Raw genomic sequence first — 19096 nt, forward strand, 5'->3', positions numbered from 1 at the left:
ACTTATGTAAAAGCATAGGATAATTCACTTTTACTTATTAAAAATAATGATGAAATTTGTTGCTTATTCAGAAGTTGTTTTCAACTCCTCACTATTCGTTAATTCTTAGCTATGTATACATTAGATACGATTCTTCCGCATATCGGTAGCCGTAAGAGTCACTTAACCTCGCCGCATGCCACTTTTTCTGCATTAGCTTATGATACGCGAAAAATTAGAATAGGGAAGGACAGTCTTTTTTTTGCCTTGGTTCAACAAAGAGATGGACACCGCTATATAGAGGAAGCCTATGCAAAGGGTGTTCGGAATTTTGTGATATCCGATAATGATTTCGATATCTCCCCATATATAGACGCAAATTTTGTTTGGGTAGAAAATGCGCTTCGAGCATTACAGCAATTAGCTGCCTATCACCGCAACCATTTCTCGATTCCAGTAATTGGAATAACAGGAAGCAATGGGAAGACCATAGTTAAGACTTGGCTTCATCAATTACTAGCACCGGAGTACAATTGCTATCAGAGTCCCAAAAGCTATAATTCTCAACTGGGCGTCGCGTTATCATTATGGAATCTTACAAAAGAGCATAACTTGGCCCTTATCGAAGCCGGTATTAGTAAAGTGGGAGAAATGGACGCTTTGCAGGATATAATACGTCCGACGTTGGGCATACTGACAGGAATAGGCCCTGCCCATCAAGAAGGATTTGATTCGGAAAAACAAAAGATAGGCGAAAAATTGAAACTATTCAAAGAAGTAAAGACTGTTGTGGTACCGTCCGCAGCATTATCCTCTGCTTCATTCATCGATTCCAACTATATCACATGGGGAGATCAACAGACTGATAACTTAAGACTTTTAAAAGTACAGAAGGATAAAGAGACAACCATACTAATGTTACGTTATGGAGCTTTAGAATATGCTATGACTGTTCCATTTATTGACAAGGCTTCCATTGATAACGTATTGACTTGTACGTTGGTCATGTTGACTCTGGGATATGAAATGGAGGTCATTAGAAAGCGTATAGCCTGGCTACGCCCCTTGGAGATGAGGTTACAGCTGAAAAAAGGCAAACACAATAGTAACATCATAGATGATACATACTCCAATGATCTAGCCTCTTTACAGATAGCTTTGGATTTTTTGGAACAACAGAACCAAAGTCCCGTAAAAAAGCTGGTTTTAAGTGACTTTGAGGGAGAAGAATGGACTCCCTCTTCTATCATAAGATTGGCCCAACTGCTTAATGTACAATCCTTGAGTCAGGTAATTCTTGTGGGAAATAGATTGACCAGTCTACAGCAGCACCTCGTTGCCCCCTCTTTATTGTTCGAATCGACAGATAAACTAATAGATTCTCTAGAACAATTAGATTTAAAGGATAGTGTTTTACTGTTGAAAGGAGGACGTAGATTTGAATTAGAAAGGCTTAGTCGTCTGTTGGTCGAGAAATCGCATGATACCGTCTTGGAAATCAATTTAAAGGCATTGGAAAACAATCTTTCACAGTATCGTTCGTGCCTTAAAAAGGGCGTGCGTATGATGACGATGGTTAAAGCTTTTTCATACGGTAGTGGCAGTTTTGAAATTGCGAATATGTTGCAGTTTAGTAAAGTTGATTACCTTACTGTTGCTTTTGTCGATGAAGGAGCAGAGTTACGACGGGGAGGTATTAGTCTGCCTATTATGGTTCTTAGTCCGCATAAGAGTACGTTTGACGATATCCTGCTATATCGTTTAGAACCTGAGATCTACTCCTTAAGGATACTGAAAGCATTCGTAGCTTTTCTAAAAGAACGGGAAATGGAAGCATATCCTATACACTTGAAGTTGGATACAGGAATGCACAGATTAGGATTTATGGAAGGAGAAATAGAGGAAGCTTTGGCGATCATTGCTGCCCATACGCAGCTTCGTGTAGCCACGGTATTTTCCCATTTGGCCGGAGCAGGAAATGAAGAGCTAAAAGATTTTTCGACACAGCAGATAGCACTATTTAAGCGCATGTCGAACCAAGTTGAAACCACTTTAGGGTATACCGTGATAAAACATATCTGTAACACTTCAGGTATAGTTCATCACCCCGAAGCCCACTTTGATATGGTGCGATTAGGGATCGGGGCATACGGATTTGATATGGCCCCCAACAGTCTGTCGTTGCAAGAAGTAGGAAGCTTGAAAACTACGATCACACAGATTAAAGAACTATCTGCCGGCGAGACCGTAGGCTATGATAGAAAAGGAGTGTTACAGCGCCATTCAAGAATAGCCACCGTAAAAATAGGCTATGCAGACGGCTATGATAGGAGATTGGGCAATGGAGTAGGAAAGATGGCTATTAACAATAGTCTTGTTCCTACCGTAGGAAATATATGTATGGATATGTGTATGCTAGATGTAACCGATATAGTAGCGAGAGAAGGAGACGAAGTATTGGTATTTCCTGATATATATCAATCTGCAAAAAATATAGGAACTATTCCTTATGAATTGTTAACAGGTATTTCATCTCGTGTAAAAAGAGTGTATTTTTACGAGTAATTATGTTAAGGAAGATTTTTCAACGGTTACTGTATTATTTGATTAAGGGCACGCTGGTCGTTGTTCCTTTAGCAGGTGCAGTTTTTTTAATTGTGTGGATCGTTGCGTCACTGGACAACGCATTGAATATTACCCAGCATTTTTTAGAGGATGAACAGGGGCATCCCTTATATATCCCCGGAATCGGTATCCTTACGGTCATCGTACTATTGATTATCGTAGGGATAGTATTTACGACGTTAGTGACAGCACCTATTAAAAGCTGGTTGAACAGAACGGTGAATAGAATTCCGTTGTTCAATACCTTATACTCTTCGATTAAGGATTTCACCGAAGCTTTTGTAGGAGATGCGAAGAAATTCAACGAGCCTGTATTAGTAGAAGTGAATGAAACCGGATTGAAAAAAATAGGTTTCCTCACCCAAAAAGAGTTGGGGAAGTTGGGGTTGCCTAACGAAGTAATTGTATATTTTCCATATTCCTATTCGTTTGCCGGTCAGGTTGTGATCGTCCATTCTTCACGTGTTACCAAATTGAATATGACTGCTACTGATGCTATGAAATTAGTCGTCTCTGGTGGTGTGTCAGGAATTGAGTAAGTACCATGTCGACATTTCTAAGGCGTATATTTAATAAAGAAGTGCCCAGAGAGGACGAGCTTTTACAGTTGGAGTCCAAGCTGTCTTTGGAGCGTAGCAAATTGGATGTGCAGCTGTTGTCGGCGCATTTTGAAGATGAAAAACCGATTCCTCCTGGTTTCAATAACTATATGCAGGCTGCGATTAATGCTCAGGCAGGCGATAAGATCCCATTGATGGAAGAACAGCATAATCTGGAACGCTATATTGCATTTTATAGGTATTATAAGGGAGATGAAATTCTCGTTCAATATGATTTCCCCTTAGAAGCGCAACAGTTTAGTATTTTCCCTTTTATATTATTTCCATTAATTCAAAATGCCCTCCATTATGGATATCATGTCGGAGCAAAGTTTCCCCTGCGAATAAAAGGACGAGTTAGGGGAAATTATTTAATACTGGAAGTGAGTAACAGAGTCAATCACCACGTTCAAGATCAGAGTAAGATGGAGTTGATTCGACTTTTCAAGTCTCGATTAGAACAAGAATACCCTGAGCGATACGAGTTAATTTTGAATAGTAACAGTAATATCTTCCGTTCTTCATTACGCTTGCAGTTATTGGATTGAAACCTTAAAATTATGTTAATATTAATGTAATTATTTTATAACAATTGATTTTTAAAAACACATTTAGTTATATTTATATAGGAGTTATTAAATAACTAATTGTCGGATTTAAATACGTTTAAAATGATCGGAACATTAATAGAAAAGGAAAGCATCAATAATTACAAAATTATCGCCGCAGAGGACAACAGAGTGGAGGAGTTATGCGGTAAATTGAAAGATGCACAACGTTTGGGAAATGAGTTTAAATCGAAAGTGACCATTGTGTTCAATACAGAAGATGGCCCTATGCGGATAGAGACGACAGTATGGTCTCTAACGGATAAATACATACAAATAAAAAGTGGTGTACTAATCCCATTATCTTCCATTATATCTGTCGAGTATTAAAAAAAAGGTCCAATATTTTGGACCTTTTTTAATGCCTTAAAAATCAAACTTAATTCGTGCACGTATACCCCATTTGGATACATTGGGATGATCCAAATAATTCAATCGTTTTACGTAATCCACGCGTAAAACCTTAAAGATATTGGCGAGCCCCACACTGGCTTCCATATAAGGATCCGAACCAAAGGTGAATGAAGATACTGCACCATCCGAATTCGTCTGCCAAGAGTAGACTTGATTATTCAGTGTCGGGTTATTTTCATTTCTAAGACCTCCATAGAGCCCTTTGAAACTGAATACTTCTCGAAGCTGCAAGCGTTTTATCAGAGGAATTTTATTCAATATAAATCCATTCATATAGTACTGTACGTTTAGACCTACGTGGTGATCTGATATGAATTCCATAAAATTCATAAGGTTGTAAGATTGCAATTGATAAGCATAGGTCTGATTGGCCCGGTGTATCGTCAGTAGAGGATAAGGAATATCATTACCCAATGTATAACCTCCATCTAGAGTAACGTCAGCCTGGCCTAATTGCGATAGATAGAATCGTTTAAAGGCACTTGCCGTAAAATTATGATAGTTGTACTCGCCTTCCATGAATCCTTTAATACCGGCCGTATAATTAACGGTAAAAATCGGGTATTGATTGAAAATAGGAGTACGGTATAACTTCCCTTGATAGTACTGTTCCTTCGGAGCCCAGCGCAATCCGACAGATACCTCCGTTGTATTGAGCTCTTGTACTAAATAAGGATCTCCCTGTTCAGGCCGCATTTCATAGCGAATTACTCCCGCAGGTTGTTGTTTCCATTTACTAAGGCCTCCCATCAACGAAAGATGATTCTGAAATTCAGCTTTATATTCCAGTTTATAGATATCATTATAAAGATAACTTTCATTTTCTCCGCGTTTGAATGATAACAAAATATTATCCTCTTGAATAAATTCAAGATTTTGACCCGGTATTTTGGTGTCATGCTGTACCGATGCGCGGATATAATGTTGTGGAAATTTATACACCGACTTATTGTTTAAAGAGTAAGTACCGCTTACAAAATACTTCCACTTTTTATCATTAAAACCATACGCTGCATAAGCCTCGGAATAGAATCGTGTGCTCAGACTTTCTGTCGTTCGTCCCCCTATGCGGAGACGTAACCCTTCGACAGGGTTATAGCTGTAAAACGTATTAACTGGACCTATTTCCACCGGCCCCGCTTGTTTATATCCCGAAAGAAGCAGTGCGCCAATATCCATTACCCTTCGAAAAGATGACATCAGCTGTAGACTGTCGATATTATGATAGATATTCATTTCCGCACCACTTAGTGGTTCATGACGTAAACCGGCCCAGTAGCTTTCGCGTACTTCTTCGGTCTGAGGAGGAGCTGGAACCTTTACGACTTCATCACCGGCATATATGCTATCCGCCTGTTGTCTTCCATTGATATAGTCTTTATAATATACAATACGGTTTCCTCGGATTCCTTTTCCCTTATCTGTTAGCGCAAAGTCAATTCCTAGACTGCTCTTATTTAAGAAATATCTGTTGCGGTTATCCTTGTCGAACGCCAGTTCGATATTCAAGTCCCGAACAAAGTTAAGGTTGATATCATCACTGACTTTCATCTTTGCTCCTTGCACAGCATACTGACCATCCAATGTAACATACAGCTTCCCTTGAAATAAGAAGTCACTTTTATTACGCGGAAAGAAACTCAATTCAACTAGCCAAGGCTGATTTGTCTTAATGGTATCCGTAATATAGAAGCGATAAAATGTAGGAGCACTATTGGCGATAGGGCTTAAAAACTGATTCGTCAATAAGCTAATGTTACTGTCGTAAATATCTACCTTTTCGTACAGCTTGTTAAAGTAACTAGACAGTCCGTCATTGTCGACGAATTTAGGGTCAAACTCTGCTCGTTGCTCCGCAATAATGTATTGCTTCGTTTTTTTTGGATCACTTCTATAGTAGATCTTAGATACTTTCTCTTCTATGAAAGCAGGTAACACGTAGCTCTCTGTTGCTGTGGAATCGTCCTTTTGAAACAGAAACTGGTAGTTTTTAAAGACCTTTTTGTTGACAAATTTTGGTGAAAGATTGCTCAGTCCTAAAGAAATTTTCTCGTATTGCTCGTACTCTACAAAATCTTGACCGGTCATTCGATTTTGGTCCCGGTGAGCGATTACCTGGCGAATAAGCTCCACTGCAGGGTTGTTCTTATTCGAATACTTAAGTTTAGGCCTTTTAACAACGACTTCGTCAATCATGTTTTCAGGATCTAATAATAAGTCAAAATTTGTCTTATTCCCACTTAGATCCAACATCTGCTCATGATAACCTACATAAGATACACGGACTTTTACTTGTCTGTTCGGTAGTGTGATGTTAAAATTTCCATTATCATCAGAGTATGTCTTCTGGTGTCCACCTACTACAGCTACAGTAGCAAAAGAAATAGGTTCATTATTCTGTTTGTCCAGAATGCGACCACGGATTTGAACTTCCTGTGCATTAGCGAAGCTGAAGAAAAGTACACCAATAAGAAGAAATATAGCGTTGTTAATTAGCTCTCTCATGTTTAAATAACCTTGTTTTTACTTTTGACTTTAAAACAAATTTATTCAAAAGTTGTAATGCAAATTACGCGCATATTTTTCAAATATAAAAGAGCCTAAAATGAGTTTGACCTTTTTATGATAAAAGTCTAATTGACTAGCTTTTGGACTGATAAGAATACTTCTTCATGACGAGAGACGTGATAATATATTACGCATTTGCTTTAGGAACCATGGGTTTTTTTACAAATTTTTTAAATATACTTTGGTTCTGTTCGGACAGCCACTCGTAGAGTTGAGCGCCGTGGCTCAAGCGTTTTATGCCCAATTTCGACAGTTTGTCCACGTCAGGTAATTTGGGGGTCAGAAACAAATTAATAGGTAGAGAACACGCTTTTACCAAAGATCGGATATCTGACTCGGTTTCCGCCAAAGGGATAAATAGACCGTCGGCACCGGCGTCTTGGTAAATACTTGCTCGTTTGATAGATTCCTCTAAAGCATTCGCATGTTTTGTGGTATAGGTGTCCATTCGTGCATTGATAAAAATGTTGCGGTGATGTGCCTTTATTGCCTGTATCTTTTGCTGTAGCAGATCCACAGATTGTAGTTGCCGTCCCTCTTTTATGACTTTCCCGTCTTCAATATTGATTCCCACGACACCAAGGTCTACAAGATGGCCCACATTGGTTGCTACCTGCTCCGGATCATCGGCATATCCTGCTTCAAAATCCACAGATACCGGTATATTCACAGCTTTCACAATGCGCTCGATCATGAATAGCATTTCGTCTAGCGATATCTTTTCGCCATCCGGATAGCCCAGTAGATTGGCGATGGCGTGACTTGATGTGCCTAATGCTTGAAAACCGCTCTCTTCGGCGAGTGATGCCGATTGTGCATCCCAAACATTTCCTAAGACCAGTAGTTCCTCTTGTTGATGTAGCTTTTTGAAGTTTGTATATGACATGTTCCTATTTCTTGTTTCAGTAATAGAACATAGATAGCAGGTTTTTGTTTTATGGGCTATCAATTAACAGCCTTCATTTCTATAAGTTCCGCAGCAATCTTACCATCCCAGATATATTTAATCCGCTTCCGTGTCTTTTTGTAATGGTATTCTTGCGCATCTTCATCAATGACTTCCCCCTCTTCTATATCCTTAATGATCAGATTGGGATCTAGGTTATGTTCAGACGGAAAGAGAATTTTTTCTTCATGATAATAGATTCCGGCATCTGATACGGTATATCGGCTAAACATAGGTATGACCTCCTTGCCATCCCAGCTGAAGTAGTAGTAAAAACTTGGTATACCACATGCTTCACCCAAAAATCCAATCCGGACAATATTTTCTAACCCTTCTAGCCCCATGTGGGGTAGTAGTTTATGTTCGGAGTAACGTTGTTCAGACAATTCGGCAGGATAATAATCCTTTGCTTTTAGATGACCATTGCTATCAAAGCATTTTACTTCCAGCAGATACGTTGCAGCGCTGTATGATGTTTCTTTTTCATAACGTAAAAAGCCTATATTGAAAATTGTACCGTCTTTTTGCTGAATGCGTCCTATGGACAAAAGGCCTGACCAGATAAATCCTTCTTTTTCTTTACCATCTTTAACATAAGAAATCTTGCGCCAAGGTGCCTCAAATCCCCTGGCTATAGAGTTGTTATAACTATCTGATTTAATAATAACCCTTGTTTCCTGTGGAATAGAGTCAAGGAGTTTGCCTTTCGTGCTGGGATAATCTCTTATATAGGCCATATCAGCAAAGACATACGCTGTATCCCCCTTTTCTTTCATCCAGAAGTCATATCCATCTTCCAGAACATAAGCCGCTGGCTGCTCTTGTGCGAATACGATATTCGTATACATCAGCAGGCATAAACCAAAAAATAACTTTTTCATATGTGTATTATTTTTTCTTTAATGATCATCTACCAGTTGACCGACTCATGGGGGGCTTCGCTAGACAAGAGTATTTCATGTGTTGTTATAACATATTTTATGCGAATTACTGAAAAAAAAAGAAGGCTCACAATACCTGAAAATAGGGATTAAAAAAAGCCTCACAGAGGTGAGGCTTTCTATCTATACGATGTTTTTTTATCCTAGTGATACTAAGCTTTCTTCTAATATTTCGATTTTCGCTAAGGCATCTGTTTTTTTATTCCGTTCGTTCTGAATTACTTCAGGTTTTGCATTCTGTACAAAACGTTCGTTAGATAATTTCTTGTCTACTGACACCAAGAAACCTTTCAGATAGTCGATTTCCTTACGGATACGCTCTTTTTCAGCATCCATGTCCATATTATCCGTGGCCAGTTTGACATAACACTCACTTTTTCCAGCCAAAAAGCTTAATGCACCTGTCACCTTTTCCTGTACAAAACTCAATTCAGAAATATTTGCGAGTTTGATAATACTCTCCTGATATTTAGAAAAATCCATGTCAGTAGCATTTATGGCCAATGGAAGTGCTGTTTTTGGAGACATTCCTTTAGCATTACGTATGCTGCGTACTTCAGAAATAACCTGTTGAACCGATGCAAACTCTTTAATGAGCTGTTCGTTAAAAGTCGTCACCTTAGGAAACTCAGCAACAATCACACAGTCTTTTACACCACGGGCTCCAAATAACTCATCATGCCATAATTCTTCGGTCAAGAATGGCATAAACGGATGAGCCAGTGTCAGGACTTTTTGAAATAAGGCTTTGACTGTTTCTAATGTTTCTGATTCGATCGGTGTTTGGTAGGCAGGTTTGACCAATTCCAGGTACCACGCGCAGAAATCGTCCCATATCAACTTATAAGTTGCCATTAAGGCGTCTGATAGGCGGTAATTATTGAAATGTTCTTCAATTTCAGCAACAGCTTGATGGAAACGGTTCTCAAACCAATTTGCAGCATTTTGTTGAGCAGCGGTTGCCGGAGCATCTACACTTTCCCAACCTTTGACCAAGCGGAAAGCATTCCATATCTTGTTGGCAAAGTTACGACCTTGTTCGCAGTAAGAAACATCAAACATAAGGTCATTTCCTGCTGGAGAAGATAATAACATACCGACACGCACACCATCCGTTCCATATTGTGCCATGAGCTCAATAGGGTCCGGAGAGTTACCCAGGGATTTGGACATCTTGCGACCTAGTTTGTCCCTAACGATACCGGTGAGATATACATTACGGAAGGGCGGCTTCTGCGTATAGTCATGGCCCATGATAATCATACGTGCTACCCAGAAGAAGAGTATCTCCGGTGCGGTTACCAAATCATTGGTTGGATAGTAGTAGTTGAATTCCTCGTTGTCCGGATTGCGTACACCATCAAAGACAGACATTGGCCACAGTGCCGATGAGAACCAGGTATCCAAGACATCTTCTTCCTGATGAATGCCTGTAGAAGATTTACCTGTCTTTTCGAATTCTTGAATAGCATCTGCTTCCGTTTTTGCAACTACCCATTCATTTTTATCATTATACCATGCCGGAATACGCTGTCCCCACCACAATTGACGAGAAATACACCAATCTTTTACATTCTCCATCCAGTGCTTATAGGAAGCAAAGAACTTTTCAGGAATTAGTTTTATCGTACCATTTTCGACATACTCCAGAGCGGGTTTCGAGAGCTCTTCCATTTTACACCACCACTGCATTGACAGCTTGGGCTCGATGGCGGCGTCAGTCCGCTCCGAAAAACCAACCTGAGATTTATAATCTTCGATTTTTTCGATTTGTCCGGCTTCCTCCAATTGCTTCGCTATCTTTTTGCGGGCAATAAAGCGATCTTCACCCACGAGTATTTCTGCTTTCTCGTTGAGCGTACCATCATCATTCAGGATATCGATGACCGGAAGATTATGTTTTTGACCAAGCTCATAGTCATTAAGATCGTGTGCAGGTGTTACTTTAAGACAGCCTGTACCAAATTCCATTTCTACATATTCATCTTGAATAATAGGGATTTCACGATTGACCAACGGTATCAATACAGTCTTGCCTTTTAGGTGCGTATAACGTTCGTCATTCGGGTTGATACACACCGCCGTGTCTGCCATAATAGTCTCTGGACGAGTGGTAGCTATGATAATATACTCATTACTATCCTTGATCTGATAGCGGATATAATAAAGTTTCTGGTTGACCTCTTTACGTATTACCTCTTCGTCAGAGAGAGCCGTTTTTCCTTGTGGATCCCAGTTGACCATACGTACACCACGGTAGATATAGCCTTCTTTGTAAAATTTAATGAACGTATCAATTACCGATTCCGACAACTCCGGATCCATCGTGAATTTGGTGCGTTCCCAATCACAAGAAGCGCCTAGTTTTTCCAGTTGTTTGAGGATAATACCTCCGTATTTTTCTTTCCATTCCCAGGCATGTGCAAAGAAATCTTCTCTATTTAAAGATTTCTTATCGATACCTTTCTCTTTCAGCATGGCCACCACTTTAGCCTCTGTAGCAATCGATGCATGGTCGGTTCCCGGCACCCAGCATGCATTCTTCCCTTGCATCCGGGCACGGCGAATCAATACATCCTGAATAGTATTGTTCAACATATGTCCCATATGTAGTACTCCAGTTACGTTAGGTGGAGGCATCACTATGGTATAAGGTTCGCGCTCATCAGGGGTAGAACGGAAAAAACCATTCTCCATCCAATAGGAATACCATTTGTCTTCTGCTTCTTTTGGATTATAAGTTTTTGCTATGCTCATTGCTATAAATATGGCGTAAAAAGTGTACAAAAATAAGGATTTAAGCTGTGAAATCCCACTTTCTTTGGTTAAATAAAGAGCAGTAACCATTTAAACTGTTAAAAATATGTTAATATGTAATTAAGAGATTGATAATTAAGCGTAAATTTGCTCGTTTTAGAATAAAATCAGATGCAGAACTTGGTTAATGAGTTAAAGGCCTTAACTCGTTATTTTTTATTTTGGTTGATCATATGTATGATTGATCGTTTTATTTTTATTATTTCTTTTTTTGAAAAGTTAAAGGGGAAGCCTTTTACCGATATATTAAAGGTGTTTTATCACGGATTATTTTTGGATTTTTCCGCAGTAGGCTATATCTGCGTCATTCCCTTTTTATTGTATTGCATTCTTAGCTTTTTTCCGCAAGTCAAGTTAAAGCGTAAGGTTCTCGATGTCTATACATTGGTGGCCCTCTTGGTTTATTTCGGCGTGTCCTTTATCAATATCAATATTTACAGGGAATGGGGCGATAAGATTTCTAAGCGGGCTATAGATGCCTTTTGGGCCTCTCCATCTGGTGCCATAGCCTCAGCAGAGTCTACCCCAACTTTCGTCCCCATTGTAGGTATTATATTAGGTGTCGTTCTGGGGTATTATCTCTATAGATATCTATTCAAACCTGTTTGTTTTTTTAATATCAAGCGAGTGTTACCTAATGTTGTAAAGCTTTTAGTAGGTGTTTTTGTTTTATTTACCTTTATTCGTGGTGGATACGGAAGAGCACCATTGAATCCAAGTAAAGCCTATTTTTCAGAAAACACATTTTATAATCATGCTGCTGTAAACACACAATGGTCTTTATTGCGGGATTATTTCACGAGAAGTACCTTGTTACTTAACCCTTATCCTTTTTATGCTGATGAGGGAGCTATTAAGAAATCGATTGAGCCTGTATTTGTTCATAATCCAGACTCGGCTATGCAGGTATTAACAACGACCCGTCCTAATATTGTATTGATTATGATGGAGAGTTTTGTCGGTGATTTAGTTGCTTCTTTGGGGGGAGAGCAGGGCGTGACCCCTAATCTTGAAAAACTGATTCAACACGGGGTTCTTTTTGATCATATCTACGCGGCGTCAGATCGATCGGACAAAGGCATGATAGGTATATTGAGTGGTTTTCCAGCACAAGGACCCGAAAGTATCATCAAATACATACCAAAGCATGAAAACATACCCGCGATTGGGCAAGATCTTGATAAGTTGGGATATAGTAATTCCTTTTATCACGGTGGACAGAGTGAATTCTATAACTTCAAGTCCTATATGCTCACACATGGTATAGATCGGGTAGTCGATCAAGCCAACTTTGGACTGCACGAAGAGCGAGCATCTTGGGGCGTATATGATCATGTTGTTTTTAATCAAATGATTAAAGATTTTAAAAAGGAGCCTGAGCCTTTTTTCTCTACGATGTTTACGCTGATTAATCACGAACCTTTTGAATTGAAAGGAACATATAAGTTTGGTAAGGATAGTAATCCCAACAAATTTAGAAGCACAGCCTATTACACCGATTCCGTTATCTTCGATTTTATCGAACAGGCCAAAAAGGAGTCTTGGTATGAAAATACGCTTTTTGTACTAATTGCAGATCATGGACACCGGTTCCCTACAGAACAATGGGATCTGTCTCATCCCAATAGGTTTCACATCCCGTTGATATTTTTTGGCGATGTTATAAAGAAAGAATATAGGGGAAAGGTGTTCTCTCGAATTGGAAATCAAACTGACTTGGTAGCCACGTTACTGAGGCAATTGAGAACAGGGACAGAACGATACCCTTGGAGTCGGGATCTTTTTAATCCAACGACGCCACAGGTCGCATTTTATAATTCAAAGGATGCTTTTGGAATCATTACACCGGAGCAGGTCATATCTTTTGACAACGTCGGCAAGTCCGTCAACTACATCGGCAATCCTTCTTATTCTAAGGAGAGAACTGATAGCTTGTTGAATATAGCAAAGGGATATTATCAAGGTGTTTATAGTGAGTTTTTAGCATATTAATTTTGTTTTCTTATGAGGAGTAGGTGGAATTTGAGCGGTTATTGGAATTCATTGTTGTTTTTGGGAATCACATTTGTCCTATTACTGATATTTTATGCACTATTACGGCTTGGGTTTTATGGCGTTAACCATAGTCTCTTTCTGCATGTCGATACCCAATCCCTGCTGACCATGTTTGTGGGGGGAATCAGATTTGATACAGTGGCTATTCTATACGTCAATATTCTTTTTGTTTTATTACAGATAATACCGGCCCCATTTAAGTATAACTTGATATATCAAAAGGTTTGTAAGTGGGTGTTCGTAATTACCAATAGTATAGGGATTGCTTTAAGTTTAATCGATTATGCCTATTACCCCTTCACGTTGAAACGTACAACGGGAACTGTTTTCGGACAGTTTTCCAACGAGCAGAATCTGGGCAAATTGACTGTAGATTTTCTGTTAGGCTATTGGTACCTTGTTGTTGCTTTTGTGGTATTAGTCTGTCTTTTGGCCTGGTGTTATGATCGAGTAAAACTCCTTCGTCCAGTTAAGATGGGATGGACTTTCTACCTCATTCAGGTGCTATCTTTCTTTTTAGTGATATTTTTGTTTGTTGGAGGAGTACGTGGCGGCTGGGCACATAGTACTAGACCTATTACTTTAAGTAATGCTGGAGACTATGTGAAGAACCCTGAAGAAATGAGCATCGTGCTGAATACGCCATTTAGTATTCTAAAAACTCTAAAAGCAATCCAACTGCAGGAGAAAAATTATTTTTCTCCACAAGAAGTTAACGAGATTTATCCTGTTGTACATCAGTCCAAAGATTCTTCGTCATTTCAAAAGCTGAATGTGGTCTTTCTGATTTTAGAGAGCTTTGGAAAAGAGCATATTGGCGCTTTGAATAAACACATAGATGGCGGGAGTTATAAGGGCTATACACCATTCTTGGATTCTCTGATAGAGGAGTCTTTTACATTCAACCGTTCGTATGCTAACGGTAGAAAGTCGATTGATGCGTTACCTTCTGTCATCACAGGAGTACCTTCAGTTGGCGAGCCTTTTGTTCTTTCTATATATTCAGGTAATAGAACGACCAGTATAGCAAAACTATTAGGAGATGAAGGTTATGAAACTGCTTTTTTTCACGGTGCGCCGAATGGAAGTATGGGGTTCTCCGCCTATACACAGTTAGCAGGTATCAAGCATTACTTTGGAAAGAATGAGTATAACAACGACGCTGATTTTGATGGTATATGGGGGATATGGGATGAGCCTTTTATGCAATTTATGGCAAGTAAGATGGATGATTTAGCTCAACCCTTTTTTGCTAGTTTTTTCTCGCTTTCATCACACCACCCATTTAAGGTTCCCGAGCATTATAAAGATGTTTTTCCCAAAGGCCCGGTACCACTACAAGAACCTATCGGTTATACCGATAATGCTTTAAGACAGTTTTTTAATAAAGCTTCCAAGAGCGATTGGTACAACAATACCTTATTTGTTCTCTGTGCAGATCATACTAGCCTAAGCCACTTGCCTGAATACCAAACTTTGCCCAATACTTTCGCCATTCCAATTATATTTTATTATCCTGGAGGGAATTTAAAGGGAGTTTCTGATAAATTAGTACAGCAGATGGATATTATGCCTACCGTATTGAATTATCTAAAGTATCCCAAACCCTATTTTGCATTTGGATTTGATGCTTTTGACAAGAATAGCGATAACTTCGTTGTTAATACGATAGGGGACACCTTTAATTTTTTTAATGGTGATTATTTTATGACCTATAATGACAATAAGCCTACTTCCCTTTATAATTTAAGAAAAGATAAGATGCTCCAAGAAAATCTTCTCGAGAGCAAGCAAAGTGTCAGAGATAGCTTAACCCAAAAACTTCATGCATTTATGCAACAGTATAATTATGGAATGATACACAATAAGCTAGTCGCTGAATAGCGACTGCTTATAACTCTTGAATGCTGAATTGTTTTTTATACTTTAATGGTACGGGCAACTGATCTCGCTTTTTGCTCAACTGGATCATCAACTCATTGTTATCTTTATCTTTTAGATATAGGCCATTATCGTAACCTATCCTAGCTTCTGCAGCTTGAAGCTGTAGATAGGGAATATATACGTCTTCTTGTAGATAGCTGACTTCAAAAAGGCTTTCCGTATTGGATATCTGCCAAAAAGGCTTTTTCGCTGACCCACCCATGCTTATTGGAGCTGAAAAATCAGCATAGCCCAACTCGACCTCATCGTTTGGATATTGAGCTTTAAAGTAGTCCTCGACAATATCACGATCATATTTATCGGCGGAAGCGATCGTTTTTAAGATCTTAAAATTACCGTCTAGAATCCGAATACTATCTTCTATTGGTATACAGACGACGTCAAATGGAGCATCATAGTAGAAGTGCCACGGTTTTAGTGCTGAATTCCAATTGCTTCTAGAAGCTGAAAACATCTGCATCTCGTCTCCTTGTTTGTCCGATTTTGGAGTCTTTTTAAGTTTGTAAAAAGTAAAAACAGAAGTAGGTTGTTTCCCTCCAAACAGTTTGTCATCATCTACTGCTATTTTTGCAATTAAAGGCATGTTACGCTCATTCTTAAAAATATAAGTATAGGTAACCTGTTTTGGAGCTTCAATTTTTCTAGGAGGAGTAATTGTAGGAGGTTTATTTGTGTTTTTTCCCTTTTGAACAGGCTTCTCTTTTGGTATAGGAGGATATACAATTTCATAGCTTATCGCGTATAAAAAATCCTTGTTTATCATGTAGACATTTTGAAAAGATAATTTCTGCAATGCTTTAGGCATTGGAAGTTTCTCTCCAGACTTTTGACTCCATAGAAAATGCTGCCCTTGATTCTCTACATTTGCAAAATATTGATTGTCTAAAAAAATACTGTTTCCTTCGAATTCATCAAATACGTCTTTTTTACCCGTCTCTAAATTAATCAGTACCTGTTTTTTATCTTCAGCGGTGAAAAGTGCATAGTCTGTTATTTTGTCACTGTGGCTAGTGAATTTCCCCTCTATTAATTCGGTTCCCTCCACATTGGTTAAACCAAAATGTGTATTGTATTTATACACAAAGTATTTGTGCTGCGCAAAGATGGTGTGAGGAAGAAGTACAAAAAGGACTACTAGTGTTTGGTATATTCTGCGGTACATAAAAGTATGAATTTTCAATCTCCTTACAAATTGTATGCCGTAAGGGAGAGCCTTTGCTATTTTTGTTTGCGCCATAGCGATTGGCCAAAGTTGTAGCGTAAAACGAACGCCTGTTGGTTATCTACTTTTCCAGAAGAAAAATGGAAGGAGACGACGAGTTTGGCTTCTATGGCACGCGTTTTAAATGGAGACCAGCTGAAGTCTAAACGGTCGTATCTATTTCGGCGGTAGAATGGGTCTCCATTAGGTAGATATTGCGCTTGGCCCAGATATAACGTGTTGTTTAAGGCAACTTTTTTGTAGCCGATATATTGTGAGGCTATAAAACCCTTTGTGATACGCATATCATATTCCGTACGGACCCGATCAAAACCAACAGCCGCTCCGATATCCATTTTTAACGAATCGAATATTGTTTTCCTGCTGAGATCTATTCCAATAGCTGCAGTTATCACCGCATTATCCTGGACATGTTCTTTTAGGTTCTCATTGCTCGTCACCGCATTATGATATAATATCCCCGCATGGCTGACATAGAATAATCCAGTCTGGTATTTTCCCGAAATTCCCGCAACAAACTGTTCTCGGTATTTATCACTTTGTTTGCTGAGCCAATCTATGAAAATACGTTGGTCAAAGTTACCTTTCTTATATTGAAAATACATTCCCTCCAGATTGGGGCGGTCATACATAAAGGTGTCTGCGAGAACGATTCGGGGAATATCTTTGAGTCGCTCGTACCTAGGCATAAATCCTATTGCAAAATTGATGTTTGTAGAGGTGTAATTGTAATAGGCAATTGGGTTGAATTGACGTTTATCTTCCGGATGGCTGCCGAAGTCTTGATTGTAGTAGCCTCCCCCGAATAAGGTATGGTTTTCACTGAGCTTAAAATAGATTTGGGGAGCTATTAAGGTTCCAAAGATTGTTTTATCTTGGGTGTAACGCGCGCCATACTCTCTATTGTCTGCATATCCGAAAAAATTTACTCGAAGTCCAATTTCTTGTGCGTTAAGGTTTAGGTAGTTGATTGAAAATAGGAGAAGGCATGTAATACGTAATAGGCGTAGCATATAAACTTTAATTAATCGGAAAAGAAAAGGCCGTCCGTGTGATGAACGACCTTTTCCTACTTGTATTCTTTTTAAAAGATTATACCTCTAATAGTAAGCGGGCAGGGTCTTCTAATAATTGTTTTACACGAACTAAGAAACTTACCGATTCTCGCCCATCAATAATACGGTGGTCATAAGAAAGAGCCACATACATCATAGGACGGATTACAACTTGACCATTTTCAGCAATCGGACGTTGTACGATGTTGTGCATACCCAAGATAGCTGATTGCGGAGCATTGATGATTGGTGTTGACATCATAGAGCCAAATACCCCACCGTTAGTGATCGTGAATGTACCACCTGTCATTTCTTCAATGGTTAATTTACCATCTCTCGCTTTAGTTGCCAAATTGATCACCTCTTTTTCTACTTGGTACAGCGACATAGATTCTGCATTTCTGATAACTGGTACCACTAATCCTTTTGGAGCGGAAACAGCGATAGAGATGTCTGCAAAATCAGAGTATACAATTTCGTTCTCTTCGATACGAGCATTGACCGCAGGCCATTCTTTTAATGCAGTAGTTACCGCTTTAGTAAAGAAAGACATGAAACCTAGACCTACACCATGTTTCTCTTTAAACATGTCTTTGTATTTAGCTCTCAAATCCATGATCGGTTGCATGTTCACTTCATTGAATGTAGTTAACATAGCCGTTTCATTTTTTACAGATACCAAACGTCTAGCAATAGTTTTGCGCAGAGAGCTCATTTTTTCGCGGCGTTCGTTACGTGCGCCAGCGATAGCAGGAGCTGCTGCAGGTGTCGCGGCTGGCTTAGATTCAGCCTTAGGAGCTGCAGGTTTTGCTTGTGCCTTTTCTGCGTCTTCCTTGGTGATACGGCCGTCTTTGCCTGTACCTTTTATAGTTGAAGGATCAATTCCTTTTTCTCTCAAAATTTTAGCAGCTGCAGGAGATGCTGTTCCGGCAGCATAAGAATCTGGATTTTCAGATGCTTCTGTCGATGGAGATGCAGCTGTTGTTGTTGCAGCAGGAGCTTCCGCTTTTTTATCTCCAGTAGGAGCATCGCCATCTTCAATTGTACATACTACAGCTCCGATTTCTAACGTATCGCCTTCTTGAGCGATAATACGCAGGATGCCAGCTTTTTCTGCTGGGAGCTCAAATGTAGCTTTGTCTGATTCCAGTTCGGCAATGTTTTCGTCCATTTCGACGTAGTCGCCATCTTCTTTTAGCCATTGGGCTAAGGTTACTTCGGTAATTGATTCACCAACCGTAGGGACTTTGATTTCTAAGCTCATATGTGTTCTTATTTAAAACCAACGTTGTATATCGTATAATATACAACGTTTGGCTTCTA

At 39.2% G+C, this 19096-nt stretch carries 13 protein-coding genes; 6 read left to right on the forward strand and 7 right to left on the reverse strand.

What is annotated here, in order from left to right:
- Positions 1 to 111 precede the first annotated feature (111 nt).
- The 4 genes from M472_RS32375 to M472_RS32390 all read left to right on the forward strand — a co-directional run bounded on the left by M472_RS32375 (position 112) and on the right by M472_RS32390 (position 4141).
- The gene (locus tag M472_RS32375) at positions 112 to 2544 is read left to right on the forward strand and encodes a bifunctional UDP-N-acetylmuramoyl-tripeptide:D-alanyl-D-alanine ligase/alanine racemase (protein ID WP_021070054.1); all 2433 of its coding nucleotides are present in this window, start codon (positions 112 to 114) and stop codon (positions 2542 to 2544) included.
- 2 nt (positions 2545 to 2546) lie between these two features.
- Positions 2547 to 3143, forward strand: coding sequence for a DUF502 domain-containing protein (locus M472_RS32380; RefSeq protein ID WP_021070055.1), 597 nt, complete (start codon positions 2547 to 2549; stop codon positions 3141 to 3143).
- A 5-nt stretch (positions 3144 to 3148) separates the two neighbouring features.
- Positions 3149 to 3751, forward strand: a complete 603-nt coding sequence (locus tag M472_RS32385; RefSeq protein ID WP_021070056.1) for a LytS family sensor histidine kinase — start codon at positions 3149 to 3151, stop codon at positions 3749 to 3751.
- Between the two features lie 123 nt (positions 3752 to 3874).
- A complete protein-coding gene (locus M472_RS32390) occupies positions 3875 to 4141 on the forward strand; it encodes a hypothetical protein (protein WP_021070057.1) in 267 nt (88 codons plus the stop codon).
- A gap of 36 nt (positions 4142 to 4177) precedes the next feature.
- On the opposite strand, the gene M472_RS32395 is transcribed toward M472_RS32390, so the two are convergent.
- From M472_RS32395 to M472_RS32410, 4 genes are all read right to left on the reverse strand, one after another.
- Positions 4178 to 6730: a DUF5686 and carboxypeptidase-like regulatory domain-containing protein gene (locus M472_RS32395; protein ID WP_021070058.1), complete on the reverse strand. Its 2553-nt coding sequence runs from the start codon at positions 6728 to 6730 to the stop codon at positions 4178 to 4180.
- Between the two features lie 190 nt (positions 6731 to 6920).
- The gene (locus tag M472_RS32400; protein ID WP_021070059.1) at positions 6921 to 7679 is read right to left on the reverse strand and encodes an isocitrate lyase/PEP mutase family protein; all 759 of its coding nucleotides are present in this window, start codon (positions 7677 to 7679) and stop codon (positions 6921 to 6923) included.
- A gap of 59 nt (positions 7680 to 7738) precedes the next feature.
- Positions 7739 to 8620 carry a hypothetical protein gene (locus M472_RS32405; RefSeq protein WP_022829320.1) on the reverse strand — a complete coding sequence of 294 codons (882 nt, stop codon included), beginning with the start codon at positions 8618 to 8620 and terminating at the stop codon, positions 7739 to 7741.
- 198 nt (positions 8621 to 8818) lie between these two features.
- Positions 8819 to 11437 carry a valine--tRNA ligase gene (locus tag M472_RS32410; protein ID WP_031301609.1) on the reverse strand — a complete coding sequence of 873 codons (2619 nt, stop codon included), beginning with the start codon at positions 11435 to 11437 and terminating at the stop codon, positions 8819 to 8821.
- A 171-nt stretch (positions 11438 to 11608) separates the two neighbouring features.
- Between M472_RS32410 and M472_RS32415 the strand changes: the two genes are divergently transcribed.
- Entirely contained in the window at positions 11609 to 13489 is a 1881-nt protein-coding gene (locus tag M472_RS32415) for an LTA synthase family protein (RefSeq protein ID WP_021070062.1), read from the forward strand.
- 12 nt (positions 13490 to 13501) lie between these two features.
- On the forward strand, positions 13502 to 15436 hold the full coding sequence (locus M472_RS32420; RefSeq protein WP_022829321.1) for an LTA synthase family protein: 1935 nt from the start codon (positions 13502 to 13504) through the stop codon (positions 15434 to 15436).
- Positions 15437 to 15443: 7 nt separating this feature from the next.
- On the opposite strand, the gene M472_RS32425 is transcribed toward M472_RS32420, so the two are convergent.
- The 3 genes from M472_RS32425 to odhB all read right to left on the reverse strand — a co-directional run bounded on the left by M472_RS32425 (position 15444) and on the right by odhB (position 19037).
- Positions 15444 to 16733: a hypothetical protein gene (locus M472_RS32425; RefSeq protein ID WP_031301610.1), complete on the reverse strand. Its 1290-nt coding sequence runs from the start codon at positions 16731 to 16733 to the stop codon at positions 15444 to 15446.
- Positions 16715 to 17731 (reverse strand): hypothetical protein, encoded by a 1017-nt coding sequence (locus M472_RS32430; protein WP_021070065.1) that lies wholly within the window; start codon positions 17729 to 17731, stop codon positions 16715 to 16717. Before M472_RS32430 ends, M472_RS32425 begins: the two co-directional genes overlap by 19 nt.
- A 79-nt stretch (positions 17732 to 17810) precedes the next feature.
- Positions 17811 to 19037 (reverse strand): 2-oxoglutarate dehydrogenase complex dihydrolipoyllysine-residue succinyltransferase, encoded by a 1227-nt coding sequence (gene odhB, locus M472_RS32435; RefSeq protein WP_021070066.1) that lies wholly within the window; start codon positions 19035 to 19037, stop codon positions 17811 to 17813.
- Positions 19038 to 19096 lie beyond the last annotated feature (59 nt).

The sequence above is a fragment of the Sphingobacterium paucimobilis HER1398 genome (genome assembly GCF_000416985.1).
GTDB lineage: Bacteria > Bacteroidota > Bacteroidia > Sphingobacteriales > Sphingobacteriaceae > Sphingobacterium > Sphingobacterium paucimobilis.

What these genes read in the sequence shown, in the direction of transcription:
- M472_RS32375 (WP_021070054.1), top strand. Translation starts at nt 112, where the DNA reads ATGTATACATTAGATACGATTCTTCCGCATATCGGTAGCCGTAAGAGT.
- M472_RS32380 (WP_021070055.1), top strand. Translation starts at nt 2,547, where the DNA reads ATGTTAAGGAAGATTTTTCAACGGTTACTGTATTATTTGATTAAGGGC.
- M472_RS32385 (WP_021070056.1), top strand. Translation starts at nt 3,149, where the DNA reads ATGTCGACATTTCTAAGGCGTATATTTAATAAAGAAGTGCCCAGAGAG.
- M472_RS32390 (WP_021070057.1), top strand. Translation starts at nt 3,875, where the DNA reads ATGATCGGAACATTAATAGAAAAGGAAAGCATCAATAATTACAAAATT.
- M472_RS32395 (WP_021070058.1), bottom strand. Translation starts at nt 6,730, where the DNA reads ATGAGAGAGCTAATTAACAACGCTATATTTCTTCTTATTGGTGTACTT.
- M472_RS32400 (WP_021070059.1), bottom strand. Translation starts at nt 7,679, where the DNA reads ATGTCATATACAAACTTCAAAAAGCTACATCAACAAGAGGAACTACTG.
- M472_RS32405 (WP_022829320.1), bottom strand. Translation starts at nt 8,620, where the DNA reads ATGAAAAAGTTATTTTTTGGTTTATGCCTGCTGATGTATACGAATATC.
- M472_RS32410 (WP_031301609.1), bottom strand. Translation starts at nt 11,437, where the DNA reads ATGAGCATAGCAAAAACTTATAATCCAAAAGAAGCAGAAGACAAATGG.
- M472_RS32415 (WP_021070062.1), top strand. Translation starts at nt 11,609, where the DNA reads ATGCAGAACTTGGTTAATGAGTTAAAGGCCTTAACTCGTTATTTTTTA.
- M472_RS32420 (WP_022829321.1), top strand. Translation starts at nt 13,502, where the DNA reads ATGAGGAGTAGGTGGAATTTGAGCGGTTATTGGAATTCATTGTTGTTT.
- M472_RS32425 (WP_031301610.1), bottom strand. Translation starts at nt 16,733, where the DNA reads ATGGCGCAAACAAAAATAGCAAAGGCTCTCCCTTACGGCATACAATTT.
- M472_RS32430 (WP_021070065.1), bottom strand. Translation starts at nt 17,731, where the DNA reads ATGCTACGCCTATTACGTATTACATGCCTTCTCCTATTTTCAATCAAC.
- odhB (WP_021070066.1), bottom strand. Translation starts at nt 19,037, where the DNA reads ATGAGCTTAGAAATCAAAGTCCCTACGGTTGGTGAATCAATTACCGAA.